Annotated in this window: 16 protein-coding genes; 12 read left to right on the top strand and 4 right to left on the bottom strand. The window is 59.8% G+C overall.

What is annotated here, in order from left to right; translation table 11 throughout:
* On the bottom strand, nt 1-204 hold the full coding sequence (locus tag NXC24_RS16090; RefSeq protein ID WP_028752913.1) for a DUF465 domain-containing protein: 204 nt from the start codon (nt 202-204) through the stop codon (nt 1-3).
* 229 nt (nt 205-433) lie between these two features.
* On the opposite strand from NXC24_RS16090, the gene NXC24_RS16085 reads away from it, so the two are divergent.
* Complete coding sequence (locus tag NXC24_RS16085) at nt 434-607, top strand: DUF465 domain-containing protein (protein WP_081670329.1); 174 nt, start codon at nt 434-436, stop codon at nt 605-607.
* A gap of 209 nt (nt 608-816) precedes the next feature.
* Here the strand turns inward: NXC24_RS16085 and NXC24_RS16080 are convergent, their stop codons facing one another.
* Both NXC24_RS16080 and NXC24_RS16075 read right to left on the bottom strand, forming a co-directional pair.
* On the bottom strand, nt 817-1,077 hold the full coding sequence (locus NXC24_RS16080) for a metalloregulator ArsR/SmtB family transcription factor (RefSeq protein WP_104824212.1): 261 nt from the start codon (nt 1,075-1,077) through the stop codon (nt 817-819).
* A 75-nt stretch (nt 1,078-1,152) separates the two neighbouring features.
* Nucleotides 1,153-1,677 carry a tetratricopeptide repeat protein gene (locus tag NXC24_RS16075; protein WP_158704492.1) on the bottom strand — a complete coding sequence of 175 codons (525 nt, stop codon included), beginning with the start codon at nt 1,675-1,677 and terminating at the stop codon, nt 1,153-1,155.
* Nucleotides 1,678-1,888: 211 nt separating this feature from the next.
* Here NXC24_RS16075 and NXC24_RS16070 point away from each other — a divergent pair, with 211 nt between their 5' ends.
* Both NXC24_RS16070 and NXC24_RS16065 read left to right on the top strand, forming a co-directional pair.
* Nucleotides 1,889-2,542 (top strand): thiamine phosphate synthase, encoded by a 654-nt coding sequence (locus NXC24_RS16070; protein ID WP_104824210.1) that lies wholly within the window; start codon nt 1,889-1,891, stop codon nt 2,540-2,542.
* Nucleotides 2,543-2,551: 9 nt separating this feature from the next.
* Nucleotides 2,552-3,793, top strand: coding sequence for a tetratricopeptide repeat protein (locus tag NXC24_RS16065; RefSeq protein WP_104824209.1), 1,242 nt, complete (start codon nt 2,552-2,554; stop codon nt 3,791-3,793).
* 59 nt (nt 3,794-3,852) lie between these two features.
* Here the strand turns inward: NXC24_RS16065 and NXC24_RS16060 are convergent, their stop codons facing one another.
* Nucleotides 3,853-5,544, bottom strand: coding sequence for a chemotaxis protein (locus NXC24_RS16060; protein ID WP_104825199.1), 1,692 nt, complete (start codon nt 5,542-5,544; stop codon nt 3,853-3,855).
* A 403-nt stretch (nt 5,545-5,947) separates the two neighbouring features.
* Between NXC24_RS16060 and NXC24_RS16055 the strand changes: the two genes are divergently transcribed.
* The 9 genes from NXC24_RS16055 to NXC24_RS16015 all read left to right on the top strand — a co-directional run bounded on the left by NXC24_RS16055 (nt 5,948) and on the right by NXC24_RS16015 (nt 15,528).
* Nucleotides 5,948-6,271, top strand: a complete 324-nt coding sequence (locus NXC24_RS16055; RefSeq protein ID WP_104825198.1) for an STAS domain-containing protein — start codon at nt 5,948-5,950, stop codon at nt 6,269-6,271.
* Nucleotides 6,268-6,636, top strand: a complete 369-nt coding sequence (locus tag NXC24_RS16050; protein ID WP_104824208.1) for a response regulator — start codon at nt 6,268-6,270, stop codon at nt 6,634-6,636. The genes NXC24_RS16055 and NXC24_RS16050 overlap by 4 nt, the downstream gene beginning before the upstream one ends.
* On the top strand, nt 6,633-8,669 hold the full coding sequence (locus NXC24_RS16045) for a chemotaxis protein CheA (RefSeq protein ID WP_104824207.1): 2,037 nt from the start codon (nt 6,633-6,635) through the stop codon (nt 8,667-8,669). Before NXC24_RS16050 ends, NXC24_RS16045 begins: the two co-directional genes overlap by 4 nt.
* The gene (locus tag NXC24_RS16040) at nt 8,666-9,181 is read left to right on the top strand and encodes a chemotaxis protein CheW (RefSeq protein ID WP_245463893.1); all 516 of its coding nucleotides are present in this window, start codon (nt 8,666-8,668) and stop codon (nt 9,179-9,181) included. Before NXC24_RS16045 ends, NXC24_RS16040 begins: the two co-directional genes overlap by 4 nt.
* A gap of 37 nt (nt 9,182-9,218) precedes the next feature.
* Nucleotides 9,219-10,919 carry a methyl-accepting chemotaxis protein gene (locus NXC24_RS16035; protein ID WP_104824206.1) on the top strand — a complete coding sequence of 567 codons (1,701 nt, stop codon included), beginning with the start codon at nt 9,219-9,221 and terminating at the stop codon, nt 10,917-10,919.
* 219 nt (nt 10,920-11,138) lie between these two features.
* A complete protein-coding gene (locus NXC24_RS16030; protein WP_104824205.1) occupies nt 11,139-13,052 on the top strand; it encodes a methyl-accepting chemotaxis protein in 1,914 nt (637 codons plus the stop codon).
* Nucleotides 13,049-13,546 carry a chemotaxis protein CheW gene (locus tag NXC24_RS16025; protein WP_199773485.1) on the top strand — a complete coding sequence of 166 codons (498 nt, stop codon included), beginning with the start codon at nt 13,049-13,051 and terminating at the stop codon, nt 13,544-13,546. Before NXC24_RS16030 ends, NXC24_RS16025 begins: the two co-directional genes overlap by 4 nt.
* 22 nt (nt 13,547-13,568) lie before the next feature.
* A complete protein-coding gene (locus NXC24_RS16020; RefSeq protein ID WP_104824204.1) occupies nt 13,569-14,426 on the top strand; it encodes a CheR family methyltransferase in 858 nt (285 codons plus the stop codon).
* A 10-nt stretch (nt 14,427-14,436) separates the two neighbouring features.
* Nucleotides 14,437-15,528, top strand: coding sequence for a chemotaxis response regulator protein-glutamate methylesterase (locus NXC24_RS16015; protein ID WP_104824203.1), 1,092 nt, complete (start codon nt 14,437-14,439; stop codon nt 15,526-15,528).
* The last annotated feature ends 42 nt before the right edge of the window (nt 15,529-15,570 follow it).

Below are 15,570 nucleotides of genomic sequence, written 5' to 3'. Positions count from 1 at the left end.
TCAGGCGATAATGTCGGGAATGATCTGGTCTTCCAGCTTGGTGAGCTTGTCCTTGATGACGAGCTTCTTCTTTTTCATGCGCTGGATGCGGAGCGCGTCGCAGCCCGTCTGGATCATGGCGTCGATTGCGGCGTCGTAATCCTCATGTTCCTGACGCAACCGCGCCACGATCAGCCTGATTTCCGCCTGTTCCTGATCGGCCATTCCTATTTCCCCAATGCCCTGCGGACTCGTGCTCGTTCCGCTTCGTGAATTCCGCAAGCTCCTATCACCAAATGACGGTAACGGGAAGTTATCCTTCATCACGAATTTGCCGCTCATAAGCCACGTTTTGGCCTTCGACAAGGGTCCAATATTATGGCACAGTAGTAGGGTTGACACCTAGAGCTTTGGCGATGGATGGCCAAGGTTCGTAAGAGGAAGGAAGGGTCATATGACTGTTCAAGCTCATCTTGAATCGCTCGAAAAGAAACATGTCGCTCTCGAGGAGGAGCTACATTCTGCACTGACATCTCCCTCTATCAATGATACCGAAATAGCCGACATCAAGCGCAGAAAGCTGCGCCTCAAAGACGAAATCCAACGTCTGCGATCGTCAGTTCACTGACACAACGTCTTCCTGAGGACAGAAAGCCGCCGATCGTGGCAAGGAAGACAGGCGGGCCAAGAGGCCCTGAAACAATTCCTTTGTAATAGACGGTGACTACTCCAGTCGATATGGATGCGCCAACTTCAAAACGTGAGGAGTGGGAGTTGGCGCAACTTTCCTGACAAAGATCGGGAAATTGCTGCAGAGCGCGCGCAAGAGAGCCAGTCTCAGGCCCAGAACTGATCCAGCCACAAATTGAGCTTATCGAAACCGCGGCTGTTGACCGCGTAGATGCGTTTCGTGCCTTCGGTGGTGACGGAAACGAGATTGCTGTCGAGCAACGCCTTGAGATGCTGCGATACGGCAGGGCGGCTGATCGGCAGGCCCTGCGCCAGTTCGTTGACCGTTTTCGGTGCGCGGCGGAGCTCCTCCAGCAGGTGGCGCCGGTTCGGATCCGCGATGGCTGCGAAGGGGTCCATGATCGACATGGCGAGAAGCTACGTCAAACGCCAAAGAGCGGCAAGTCAATTGTGCGCCGCATGATGAATCATGTTGGTCGCGCCCTACTTTTGCTGTTGCGGAAGCAAAAGATTGGAAAAGTCGGGCATGTTCTCGTCGGATTTCTTCTTCCAGTAGGCCGCCTGCTGTGGGTCCTTGGGGACTCCTTGGCCCTGTTCGTACAGCATACTCAGCCAAAATGCGGAGAAAGGTTCGCCCTGTTCCGCGGCTTTGCGAAATAATTCGGCCGCCTTGGAATAATCCTGATGTACGCCGCGGCCTGCGAGATACATCTCTCCCAATGCGAATTGTCCCTTAGCAATGCCCTGTTCGGCTAGCTTTTGAAACCAGAAGGCTGCCTGAGTGTCGTCCTGCTTAACGCCTCGTCCGTAAGCGTAGAGAGTGCCGACCATGCCTTGAGCCGCCACGTCCCCTTTCAGCGCTCTTTCATGATAAAGCTTGAAGGCGGTGGCATAATCCGACTTCTGATAGGCTATGAAGGCTTCATCTGGATCGGCCAGGGCGACCGTGCGAACCGCGCAAAGCGCTAAGCTCAATATTAATGCGAATATTATGCGCACTAGTTTCATATGATTTATCATGAATCCCAACCAGTCGGCGATCAGTCCCCTAGCTTTATTTTGGTACTGCGGCAAATATCAACTTGAGTCTTCAGTTGTCGGGCGGGCAATGCGCAGATCAGCGTCTGTTTCCCCTTGTCAGCAAGTTCTAACGGATTTACTCACAAGCATCGAATGGGTGCGCCATCCCTGATAAATGAACGCAAATATGGAAGCTTGCATGACCGTGCCCGAAGATCGCTGCCGCCTTGTTCTCATCGTTCCCGATATCGCCGATATAGAGGAGCAGGCGAAGGCGGTGGCTGACGCGTTGCGAGGCGGGGATGTGGCGTCGGTCATCATTCCGCAATATGGGCTCGACGACAGCACCTTTCAGAAGCATGCGGAAAAGCTGGTGCCGATGGTGCAGGCGGCGGGTGCTGCGGCGTTGATTGCCGGAGATAGCCGTGTCGCGGGCCGCGCCAAGGCCGACGGGCTGCACATTACCGGCAATCTTGCCGAATTCACCGAGGCGGTCGAGAAATTCGTGCCGAAGCTGATCGTCGGCGGTGGCAGCGCCACGGACAGGCACAATGCGCTGGAGATCGGCGAACTGCGTCCCGACTATATCTTCTTCGGCAAGCTCGACGGCGACATCAAGCCGGAGGCGCATCCGAAAAACGTCGCACTCGGCGAATGGTGGGCCTCGATGATCGAGATTCCCTGCATCGTCATGGGTGGCACCGATCCAAAATCGGCGCTGGAGGTGGCTTTGTCGGGCGCCGAATTCGTGGCGCTGCGCACGGCCGTTTTTGCCGACCCTTCGGCGGCGCCGTCCATCATTGCGGAAGTGAATGCGCTTCTCGACGAAAAAGCGCCACGGTTTGAAGATTGATAGCAATCCATGTCGCTCACGCCTCGATTCCGTCACCGTTTCTTTGTTGCTGCGCTCGCCGTTGGGCTGACGGCATTGCCGCCGCTGGCGGTGGCCCAATCGAACAACAGCGATACGTCGCTGCCGGGCATTACGACACAGCCGGAAAAGGGCAGCCGGCCCACCGATAGCGGCCAATCCGACGATGCCGCTCAGTCGGATGAGACTGCGGCGCCGGACGATAGCGCGCCGGCACAAAATGATAGCGTGGTGACGCGGCCATTGAATGCCACCGTCGGCACTTTCAAGACGGAGAAGGTCGGGCCCGGTGCCGAGCCGAAAGCCGACGATGCCATCAAGCCTTCCCAGGGTGTCGGCGTTTTTGATCGCATGGGCGCGAAGCTGCCCGACCTGCCACCGGAAAAGCCCTTTACCGGCAAGGTCGACGAAGCCTATGGCGCCTTCCAGCGCGGCTATTACCTGACCGCGTTCCAGAAAGCCTTGCCGCGGGCACAGCTCGGTGATCCCGCGGCGCAGACCCTGCTTGCCGAACTGATGTCGCAGGGCCTGGGCGTCAAGCGCGACACCAAGGATGCTGCCTTCTGGTATGGCAAGGCAGCCGAGGGCGGCGATGCGACGTCGATGTTCAAATACGCGTTGCTCCTGATGGAGGGGCGCGACGTGCCGCGCGACGAGAAGAAGGCGGACGAATGGATGAAGAAGGCGGCCGATGCCGGCCAGGCATCCGCCGAATTCAACTGGGGGCAGAGCCTGACGGCGGACAATCCAGGCATCAAGGGCCTGCAGATGGCTCTCCCATATTATGAAAAGGCGGCGCAGCAGGGCATTGCCGATGCGCAATATGCCGTCTCTCAGCTCTATCTCAATCTGCCCGACCTGCCGCAGGAGAAGAAGGAGCAGGCCCGTGAATGGCTGTCGCGCGCCGCCAATGCGGGCTTCGACACCGCCCAGCTCGACATGGGCATTTGGCTGATCAACGGGATCGGCGGCAAGCAGGATTTGGAGAACGGTTTCAACTGGATGAAGGTCGCCGCCTATCGCGGCAATGTCGTTGCGCAAAACAAGCTGGCGCATCTCTATATTAACGCGCTCGGCACGAAGCAGGACCCGGTCGCTGCGGCTACCTGGTATGTCATCTCGCGTCGCGCCGGCCTGAAAGATCCGGAGCTCGAGGATTTTTACCAGGGCATCGAGGATTATCAGCAGAAGGCTGCGATCGACGCCGCGAACAAATTTCGCAGGTCGCAGTAATGCTTAAAGCGCGCAGCGTTTATTTGAACGTATGGCGCTCTACGTGAAAGCCAATCCCGCTAGAACAAAGCATCCGCGAAAAGATCTTCGTCGTCTGATTTGACCGGCGCTGCCGCAATCGGTGCCGCTCTAACGTCCATGGCGATGATATCGCGATGGACGTTGCGTTCCTGCGCCATCGTGTAGGTCTTAAAGATGCGGGCGCTGAGCGGCGCGATGATTTCTTCCAAATCGCTGGCATCGGCCATATCGCTGCCGGCCATGTCTTCGAGCGTATCGGCACAATTTGCCAAGGTTTCGCCGAGGTCGCGCTGGAAGTCGAGCTTGCCGATAGACAGCATAATCTTGTTTGCCACTTCACGGCCATGCGCCGAGAGGGTTTCCAACTCGCCATCCATGATGTTGGCGGCGGCGCGGATGGTGTCGACGGCCGAGATCAGCCTCTCGTCCAATCGATAGTCTGAGGCCTCCTGGCCCGAGGCGACGTGGCCGGCTGCTGTTTCGAGAGATGCGAGGCCGGAGACGATCGCGTCAGCGGATTCATCGAGCTTTGCCGCAAAGATACGTAGTTCGGCGGTGACGACGTTGATCGAACGACCTTCTTCGCCCATGCGGCTGCAGCGCAGATTGGTGTTGAGCGCCATGTAGTGGATGTCGGTCTTGACGGCGCGGATGGTCTCGATGCGGTGCAACAGGTTCGAGGCCGTGCCGAGCGTCGACTGGCTGATGCCGTCGGCCTGAATGCGGGCTGTTTCGACCTGTTTGACGATCGTGTGGGCGGCGGAGACGCTCTGTTCCAGTGCGCGCAGCACATTGCCGTCGCCGCTTCTGCCGTCGGGCTTCATGGCGTCGCGCAGCTTCAGGATTTCCTGCGTGTCATGGCTGAAGCTGGCGATCGTCTTGACGACGCTACCGGACTCCCGCTGGAAGTCCGTGACCATGTCGCGCATTTGTGCCGCCGTCAGGTGATGAATGACATTTTCGAGCCGCTGGCGGGCATCGGTATCGAGCTTGCTGCCCTCGCCGCTTGCGAGAAATTCTTCCAGAAAAGCAAAGGCGCTTTGTATGTGCTCGATGCGCTGGCGGGTAATGTCGCCGATTTGCAGAGCCGAAAGGGTGGTCGCGACCTTGCTTTGCACGCCGCGGGCGATAGCGCCAACTTCAGCGGCGATCACAGCGAGTTCTTTACGGTGAGCAGCGATGGTGCGGGCATCCTTTTCCAGTGCTGCCACCACTTGCGGAACGTTGCGGTCATAGGCCTTCGCGGTGGTGGCGCCAAAGCCCATGGCGACCTTCAACTCGCGTTCGAGGGCGCCGAGCTGCTGGGCGAAGGTGTTGACTTCATCGGTGCCGGAGTGAATGCGCTCCAGAATTTCCTCGGCAAAACCGGCAAATTCGGCAATGCCCGCACCGGTGATCTTCACCGTGACGGCGAAGGTACGCAGGTAACGCATGGTCTCCTGCATATCGGTGACATGGGCATGCAGCTTGGTGCCGGCCTCAGCCAGAACGGCGAAATTCTGCTGACGCCTGACCTCAAGTCCGGGCAGGTCGGACAGGCCGCTCACCGTCTGCAACAGATCGGTGGTGGTGTCGCTGGCGCCATCGCTGTCGAGCGCCTTGGTCAACCTGTCGAGGGATGACAGGAGTTGGTTCAGAACCTCCATGACAGACAGGAGAACAGCGCCGCCGTCGAGAAAGCGTTTCTCAACCTCGCTGCGCGCCGCTTCCAGGGTGCGGCTGACATCCATGGCCTGCGGGAATCCCCGTTGGCGATCGATGCGGCGTGCCAGCGCTGTTGCGTATGTCATGTCTGTCCCTTTACTTGGAAAAAGGCCTGTTTGACTCAACTCTTAAATGTGGGATGGAAAATTCCGGTAAATTCTCCGGACTCGTGGGCGTTGCATGCCAGACTTTCCCCGGCAGCGTTAATATTCACTCACCGGAAAGTGCGTGTTTTGATCTATTCGATTTAACCGCCTGAATCCCAATCATATTTTCATCGTAAAATTTGAGTGGTCATTTATGCCAGGTGAGAATTCACATCCCCTGAAACGACGAATTATACAACCTGTGTTTACTCCCTCTTAAGGCTGACATGAGATTCAATAGTTATTGCTCAAGTATTCGTTTGGTAGCGGGGCCAGATTTGAAATGGATGATAAATATTCCGAATCTATTTCCCTGCCGAATATCCTAAGCATCAGGAACATTTCCGAAATTTATCAAAGTATGACTTTGAAGCTTCGGGACGGCAAAATGCTTGTCCTCGAAGTCGCCGACGATGCGGAAGCCGATTTGAGCTTCGTGCAATTGGTCGAGTCGGCAAGGATGGAGGCGAAGGCCTCCGACAAAACACTTCGTCTTTCTTCGCCGGCTAGCGGTTCTGTTTTGAAAGTCTTGCAGAGGGGCGGGTTCGTCGACGCCTTTACGGCGGAGGATGCGCAATTCTGGCTCCATAAAGAGGTACATTCATGAGTGCGAAGATTTTGACTGTCGATGATTCCGCCAGCATCCGTCTGACGACCAAGGTGACGCTGACCAATGCCGGTTACGAGGTCACCGAGGCGGAGAATGGTGCCGAAGGCCTGGATAAGGCCAAGGCCGGGCACTTCGATCTCATCGTGACCGATCTCAACATGCCCGTCATGGACGGACTGACCATGATCGAGGAGCTGCGCAAGCTGCCGGCTCACATGGGCGTTCCGATCATCTTCCTGACGACGGAATCCGATGCTGATCTCAAGGCGCGCGCCAAGGCCGCCGGCGCCACCGGCTGGCTGACCAAGCCTTTCGATCCGGAAAATCTCGTCAAAATCACCAAGAAAGTGCTGGGCAGATGAACTCGCTCGATCCAATTGCTGTCTTCCGTACCGAGGCTGCAGAATGCCTGGAGCAGATCGAGGCAGGCCTTTTGGATCTCACGCATCAGCTCGATGACAAGGCTTTGATCGATGCCGTGTTCCGGGGCCTTCATACACTGAAGGGTTCGGGCTCCATGTTCGGCTTCGATGCGCTCGCCGGCTTCACCCATCATTGCGAAACCGCCTTCGACCGCGTCCGTAAGGGCCAGGCGCCGGCAACGGCCGAGCTCGTCGCCGCCGTTCTCGACGCGCAGGACCATATGCGCGCCCTCGTCGACGATCCCAACGGCAATCACGAAGCCACCAGCCAACGTCTTCTGGCGCAATTGCATGCAGCAGTCGGCGGCGCCGGCGATGCTGCAAAGCCGGTTCAGGCCGTCGCCGTGACTGCGCCTGTTGTGACGGACAAGCGAAAGACCTGGCGCATTCGTTTCAGCCTGCCACAGAACGCGATGATCAACGGCACCAATCCGCTAGGGTTGCTGGATGAGCTGCGCGATCTCGGCGAATGCCGCATCCTCGCCAACACCTCGGCCATTCCGCCGCTGAGCGCGCTGGTGCCTACGGAATTGCATCTTTCCTGGGATGTCACTGTTACGACCGAGCAGCCGCGGTCGGCCATCGACGATGTTTTCATCTTCGTCATGGACGACATGCAGCTTGATGTCGAGGAAATCGATGGCCATGCAGTTGCTGCAACGCCGGATGAGCCCGCCGTTTCGGCTGCCCCGCAGGCGGTCGTTGCTCCTGCCGCGCCGGCCGCTGCCGAAATTGTCCCGGTCAAACGGGAAGTGGCGGCACCTGCGGCGCCGGTTGCCGACCAGCGACAGGCAAAGGCTGCCGAAAGCGTTCGCGTTCCGGCTTTGCGTCTCGATGAACTTATGGACCGTGTCGGCGAACTGGTCATCGCACAATCGCGCCTAAGCCAGTTGGCCAGTGCCAGCGCCGATATCGGGCTGAGATCGGTATCGGAAGAGATTGAGCGCTTGTCCGGCGAGTTGCGCGATACGATGATGGTGCTGCGCATGGTGCCGGTCGCAAGCCTCTTCAACCGTTTCCGCCGCCTGGTGCATGATCTGGCGCGAGAGACTGGCAAGGTCATCGAGCTCGTCACCGAAGGCGAGACGACGGAGGTCGACAAGACCGTAATCGAGCGGCTTGCCGACCCGCTGGTGCATCTGGTGCGCAATTCCATCGATCATGGCCTTGAGCCGCCGGAAGAGCGTCTTGCTGCCGGTAAGGCCGAAGCTGGAACTATTATATTGTCGGCCCGGCAATCGGGCGGCGAGGTTATCATCTCGATCAAGGACGACGGCCGTGGCATCAATCGTGGGCGCGTTCGCGCCAAGGCGGAATCGTCCGGGTTGATCCAGCCGGGTCAGCAGCTCAGCGATGCCGAGCTCCTGCAGCTCATCTTCGCGCCCGGATTTTCGACGGCGGCGCAGATCACCAATCTTTCCGGCCGCGGCGTCGGCATGGATGTGGTGAAGCAGACGGTGGAAACGCTACGCGGCACCATCGATATCGTCAGCCTGCCGGGGCAGGGGTCCGATGTATCGTTGCGCATTCCGCTGACGCTCGCCATCATCGACGGTCTGCTCGTGCGCGTCGGCGCCGGGCGCTACGTCATTCCGCTGTCGGCGGTTGAGGAATGCCTGGAATTGTCGCTGGAAGAGGACCTGCGCTCGCGTGGCCGCAGTTTCATTTCGCTGCGCGACAGCCTGGTGCCTTTCCTGCGGTTGCGGGACGTATTCCGCACCGGCACCAAGCCGGATGTGCATCAGAAGGTCGTCGTTATCTCGACCGGGACTGAGCGGGTTGGCCTGGTGGTCGATCAGATCATCGGCGACCACCAGACGGTGATCAAATCTATGTCGAAGCTGCACAATGACGTCGCGCATTTCTCCGGGGCTACGATCCTTGGTGACGGCAGCGTCGCCCTCATTCTCGATGTCGTGCATCTGGTCGCGGCCGGCCAGCAACAGGAGGCGCATCTGCGTGCAGCGGGATGAGCGGAAAAGCCAGGAAATCCGACAATCTCTGGAATGGCACTCATTGGAATGAAAACGGCGAGGTCGAAGTTCTGACCTTCGATCTTGCCGGTGAAACCTTCGCCCTCGAGGCGGTCATGGTTCAGGAAATCCTGGACATTCTGCCGGAAACCGCCGTTCCCGGCAGCCAGCCCTTCGTGGGCAGCGTCATCAACTTTCGCGGCAAGGTGATCCCCCTTGCCGATCTCCGTCTCGCTTTCGGCATGGAAGCGGCGGAAGCGACTATCGATAGCCGTATCATCGTTATCGAACTTGACCTGCAGGATGAACCCACGCTCGTGGGTCTGCGGACCGACAAGGTGAATGAAGTCACCACACTTGCAAAAGCTTCCAGTGAAGCACCGCCTAGCGTGGGGATGCGTTGGCGTCCCGACTACATCAACTGCCTGGTCAAGCGCGGAGGGGAATTCATCATTCTCCCCAATCTGCAGGCGATTTTTTCCGCCCGGCGAAACAAGGCGCTTTCCGCCTGAACATTGCCGCGGCCGAATTTTCGAGGGAAGCAAGACTATGCGTCTAACGATAAAAGCCAAGCTGGTGGGGGCGTTCGCCTTCATCATCCTCATGCTGATAGGCACGGCCGGCTACGGCCTCATGAGCCTTAGCGCTTTCAACGACACCATCAGCAACGTGCTCGAAGGCCCCGTGGAGCGACTGGAGTTGACACAGCAGGTCAACATCTCCCAGCTCCAGGTCATCCGTCAGCAGAAGAACCTTCTTGCGGCCCACAGCGACGATGAAGCCAAGGCTGCGCTCGCTACCGGCGACGTGGCACGCAAGCAGCTTGCCGACACTTTGGCGGCCGTGGACAAGGTCGCTACCGAAGAAAGCCGCGCTCATTGGGACTCCGTCGAAGCCATCGCAGCGAAGTTCATCCAGGCCGACGACCAGATTCGGCAACTGCTGAAGGCAGGCGACAAGGAAGGCGCAAGCAACATCTCCGTTACCGATGCCCGCCGGGCCGCCAACGAGATCGACAAGGCTCTCGAAGCTCTGCTCGCCACCGAGAAGCAGAAAATGAAGGAAGCGGACGACGGCGCCGATGTGCAATATGCCGGCACCCGCCTGACGATGCTCGTTGCCGCAGGTGTAGCGCTGCTGATTGCAGCCGTGACCGCGTTTTGGATCGCAAACACGATCAGCAAGGGTCTCGCCCGCGCCAATACCGTCGTTCGAGAAGTTGCCGAGGGCGATCTGACCAAGACGGCGGAAATCACCAATCACGACGAAATCGGCGCATTGCTCGGCAACGTCAATGTCATGATCGAACGTCTGCGCGGCGTGGTTGCCGATGCGCTGGGTGCGGCGGACAACGTCTCCTCGGGCAGCCAGCAGCTTTCGGCAAGCTCGGAGCAGGTGTCTCAAGGCGCAACCGAGCAGGCGGCCTCGGCCGAAGAGGCCTCAGCTTCGATGGAGCAGATGGCGGCCAACATCAAGCAGAACGCCGACAATGCCGCCCAAACGGAAAAGATTGCCCGTCAGTCGGCCAGGGATGCGGAAGCAAGCGGCGATGCCGTCACTCGCGCCGTCAGCGCCATGCGGACGATCGCCGAGAAGATCGGCATCGTGCAGGAGATCGCCCGCCAGACCGATCTGCTCGCTTTGAACGCGGCCGTCGAAGCGGCTCGTGCCGGCGAACATGGCAAGGGCTTTGCGGTTGTCGCCTCGGAAGTGCGCAAGCTTGCCGAACGCAGCCAATCGGCTGCTGCCGAGATCAGCTCGATGTCGAGCGATACCGTCAAGGCTGCCGCGGAAGCCGGCGAGATGCTCGGCCGTCTGGTGCCGGATATCCGCAAGACCGCCGAACTCGTCTCCGAGATCAGCGCCGCCTGCCGCGAGCAGGACATCGGTGCCGCCCAGATCAACGAAGCGATCCAGCAGCTCGACAAGGTGACGCAGCAGAATGCCGGTGCCTCGGAAGAGATGTCGGCCACTTCGGAAGAGCTGGCAGCGCAGGCTGAAGAGCTGCAGGCCTCTATTGCCTTCTTCAAGGTCGATACGGCAGGCAGCAAAGTCACGGCCAGGAAGTTGCCCACCAAGGTCGGTCACAAGGCTGCCGCTGCGCCGGCTGCCAACCGCCGTGCCACGTCTGCCGCGGTAAATTCCGTGCAGACCGTCGCTGCCCAGCAGGCCCGGGCCAAGGGTTTTGCCCTCGATCTTTCCATGGGCGGCCCGGATGCCGGCGACGCGGATTTCCGCGAAAGCGCCTGAGCGCTTCCCGATGACTCCCGCCAGGACCGTCATGGTCCCGGCGTTCTGATATCCCCAACGTGTGTATGCGTTGGCGTCGTGGTTCTTGAGATGTCCGGTGACGGGGAGGTGAATGGATCGCTTTCCCCGGTTCGACGGCTCTCTTTATCGGTACGACGCTGTCAAACGGTGACGCCGTTCCGCAATACTCATTTGCCTCTTTATCTCTGGGGATAGGACATGCGCTTTTCCATCAAACTGAAATTAGGCCTCGCCTTCGGCACCATGACGCTGCTTTTGATTGGCATAGCGGTCTACGGCAGCATCAGTCTCGGTCACCTCAACGACGCCAGCAACGAGATGACCGAGGGACCGGTCAAACGGTTGCAACTGGCGCTCGACGCCAACATTGCCGCAGTTGAAGCCGTTCGTGCGCAGAAAGATGCGCTCATATCCAGCGGTGAGGCGGAAACCGCCTTTTATAAGGAGTCCAGCACTCATCTGGACACCATGTTCTCACAAGCCCAGGAGGGTCTCGCTGCCTCGGCGGCGGAAGGCAAGCCGCTTTGGGAGAAATTGATATCGCTTGGCCAGACCTTCCGCCAGCGTTCCACCGACTTGCAGGCCCTCGAGGCCAAGGGCGATCACGCCGGCGCCGAGGCGCTTTCGGACGGCGAGCTGAGCGACCTGAACAATCAGATGACCGACGTGATCAACAAGCTGGTCGACATCCAGAAAAAGGAGTTGGCGGCCACGGACGCGGGCGGCGACCTTCTCTATGAAGACACGCTGATGATCCTGGCGATCGCCTCCGCCGTCGCGTTGATCATTGCATTAAGCGCCGCCTTCTGGATTACGCTCGGGATCAATCGCGGCCTGACCAAGGTGTCCAACATCGCCAAGGCGGTGGCGCTCGGCGACCTTGATCAGAAGGTCGAAGTCAAGACGAATGATGAGATCAAGGATCTGATCGATACCGTCAATGTCATGACATCGAACTTGCGCATCACCGCAGGCGTGGCGGACCGCATCGCCATGGGCGATCTTTCCGTTGCCGTGAAGCCGCTCTCCGACAAGGACGTTCTCGGTCTGGCAATGCAGAGCATGGTCGCCAACCTGCGCACCACCTCCGATATTGCCACGCAGATTTCCGACGGAGACCTGACGGTGACGCCGAAACCGCTTTCCGACAAGGATGTGCTCGGCCTGGCGCTGGAGCAGATGGTTGAACGTCTGCGCGGCGTGGTTGCCGATGCGCTGGGTGCGGCTGACAACGTCTCCTCGGGCAGCCAGCAGCTTTCGGCAAGCTCGGAGCAGGTGTCGCAGGGTGCTACCGAGCAGGCGGCTTCGGCTGAAGAGGCTTCGGCTTCGATGGAGCAGATGGCGGCCAACATCAAGCAGAACGCCGACAATGCCGCCCAAACGGAAAAGATTGCCCGCCAGTCGGCCAGGGATGCGGAAGCAAGCGGCGATGCCGTCACTCGCGCCGTCAGCGCCATGCGCACGATCGCCGAAAAGATCGGCATCGTGCAGGAGATCGCCCGCCAGACTGATCTGCTCGCTTTGAACGCGGCCGTCGAAGCGGCTCGTGCCGGCGAACATGGCAAGGGCTTTGCGGTCGTTGCCTCGGAAGTGCGAAAGCTTGCCGAACGCAGCCAATCGGCTGCTGCCGAGATCAGCTCGATGTCGAGCGATACCGTCAAGGCTGCCGCCGAGGCTGGCGAGATGCTCGGCCGTCTGGTGCCGGATATCCGCAAGACCGCCGAACTCGTCTCCGAGATCAGCGCCGCCTGCCGCGAGCAGGACATCGGTGCCGCCCAGATCAATGAAGCGATCCAGCAGCTCGACAAGGTCACGCAGCAGAATGCCGGTGCCTCGGAAGAAATGTCGGCCACTTCGGAAGAACTGGCCGCCCAGGCTGAAGAGCTGCAAGCTTCGATCGCCTTCTTCAAGGTCGATACATCGGCCAATCGCCAGCGCAGTGTTGTTGCGGCCAAGACGACCGACCGGGCTCCGGCTGCGGTCGCTCGTCAGGCGAAAGCGCCGAAACCCGCCTCCGTTCAGGCGCAGCAAGCGCGTCTCAAGGGCTTTGCCCTCGATCTCTCCATGGGCGGCCCGGATGATGCCGACGCCGAATTCAAGGAAAGTGCATGACCATGGCTTCACCTGCTCTGGAAGCGCAATTCGTCACCTTCAGCCTCGGCGAGGAAGTCTTCGCCGTAGCGGTCGAAGTGGTCCGCGAAATCCTCGATTATGCCGAGGCTTTCAAGATCCCCAACGGACCGGATTACCTGCTCGGCCTGCGCGATGTGCGTGGGCAGGGTGTGCCGACCATCGATCTCCGGCTGAAGCTCGGTCTTACCAAGACCGTTCCGACCCCGCATACCCGTGTGCTGGTGCTGGATATTCCGATGGAGGCCAAGGTGCTGACGCTCGGCCTGGTCGCCGACCGCGTCTTCGAGGTGACGCCCTTTCGGCATGGCCAGATCGAAGCGGCCCCCGATATCGGCGTACGCTGGCGTTCCGACTACATCGCCGGCGTCGTGCGCCGGGAGAATGGTTTCGTCGTCATCGTCGATCTCGCCCGCTTGCTGTCGCGGGAAGACACCGTCGCGCTCGATCCGCATCGCGCCGGCCATGCCGCATAAGAATTCGTAAGGGGGTGGGTGAATGGGAACGGTTGCCGTTCAGGAGAGCCAAATCATCGGTGACCGCATCAGCACGCGGAATTTCGAGAAGCTGGCGCGTTTCATCTATGACTACAGCGGCATCAAGATGCCGTCGACGAAACTGACGATGCTGGAGGGGCGGCTGCGGCGGCGCCTGCGCGCCACCAACATCACGTCGTTCGACGATTATTGCGATTTCTTGTTCAACCATGGCGGCTTGGAACAGGAGACTGTCTATCTCATCGATGCAGTGACGACCAACAAGACCGATTTCTTCCGCGAGGCCAAACATTTCGAGTTCATGCAGACTGTGGCCTTGCCGGCGCTGATGCGCGCCGGCCATCGCCGCCTGCGCGCGTGGAGTGCTGCCTGCTCGACAGGGGCGGAGCCCTATTCGATGGCGATGGTGATGGAGGAATTTTCCGAAAGCGAAGGTCGCATCGACTATGCAATCCTGGCGACCGATCTCAGCACCGACGTGCTGCAATCGGCCAGGAGCGGCATCTACGCGGACGACATGGTGTTGCCGGTTCCGGCGGAACTGAAGCGCAAATATGTGATGACCGCCAAAGTGCCGGGTAGGCGGGAGGTGCGCATCACGCCGCGTTTGCGTTCGAAGATCGGCTTCGGCCGGTTGAACCTCATGGATGAGAAATACCAGGTGGGGGATGCCATGCACATCATCTTCTGCCGTAATGTTCTCATCTATTTCGACAAGCAGACGCAGGCCGGCGTCCTTTCGCGTCTCTGCGATTGTCTCGTGCCCGGCGGCTATATGTTCATCGGCCATTCGGAATCGATCACCGGCTTTGACCTGCCGCTGAAACAGGTTTCCAACACGGCCTTCCAGCGAATTTAGGCAGGCCTTCATGCCAAAGAAAATCCGCGTCCTGATCATCGATGACTCCGCCAGCGTACGCCAAACGCTGGCGGCGCTTTTGTCTGAGGACCCCGAGATCGAGGTGATGGGGGTGGCGAACGATCCCTTCATGGCCGCCCGCCGGATCCAGGAGGAGGTGCCAGATGTCATTACGCTGGATGTCGAGATGCCGCGCATGGATGGCATCACCTTCCTGCGCAAGTTGATGTCGCAGCGGCCGATCCCGGTCGTCATGTGCTCCTCGCTGACGGAGGCGGGTTCGGAAACTTTGCTGCAGGCCCTGGAAGCGGGCGCGGTGGATATCATCCTGAAACCGCGGATTGGCGCTGCCGATTATCTGGCCGACGAGGCGATGCGCATCCGCGAGGTGGTCAAGAGCGCTTCGCATGCCAGGATGCCGAATGTCCGCCGCGCTGAGGCGCGTTCGGCATCCGCTTCGGGACCGACGAAGAAGCTGACGGCCGACGCCATGCTGCCGCCGCCGACCGGCCGCGCCATGGCGAAGACGACCGAGATGGTCGTCTGTGTCGGCGCTTCGACAGGCGGCACCGAGGCATTGCGGCAAATGTTGGAGGCGCTGCCCGCCAATGCGCCGGGCATGGTCATCGTGCAGCACATGCCGGAGAGGTTTACCGCCGCCTTCGCCAAGCGGCTGAACAGCCTCTGCGAAGTGGAAGTGAAGGAAGCGGCCGATGGCGATCCGGTTCTGCGCGGCCATGTGCTGATCGCCCCCGGCGACAACCACATGATGCTGGAGCGGCAGGGTGCGCGTTATCATGTGGCTATCAAGACCGGACCGCTGGTCTCGCGCCACCGTCCGTCAGTCGATGTCCTCTTCCGCTCGGCGGCGCGGGCGGCCGGATCGAATGCCATGGGCATCATCATGACCGGCATGGGCGACGACGGTGCGCGCGGCATGTTCGAGATGAAACAGGCAGGCGCCTATACCGTTGCCCAGGACGAGGCGACCTCCGTCGTTTTCGGCATGCCGAAGGAGGCGATCGCCCGCGGCGGTGTCGACCGAGTCGTGCCGCTCGAGCAGATCGCCCGCGAGATCCTGATGGCGCAGCAGAAATTCTAGGCTGGATAATCGTCGATTTGATCGGCGCGGACTATGTCGCGA

The organism is Rhizobium sp. NXC24 (genome assembly GCF_002944315.1).
Lineage (GTDB): Bacteria > Pseudomonadota > Alphaproteobacteria > Rhizobiales > Rhizobiaceae > Rhizobium.
The sequence above is the reverse complement of the archived record's forward strand: the minus strand, read 5'-3'. Positions and strand labels throughout refer to the sequence as shown.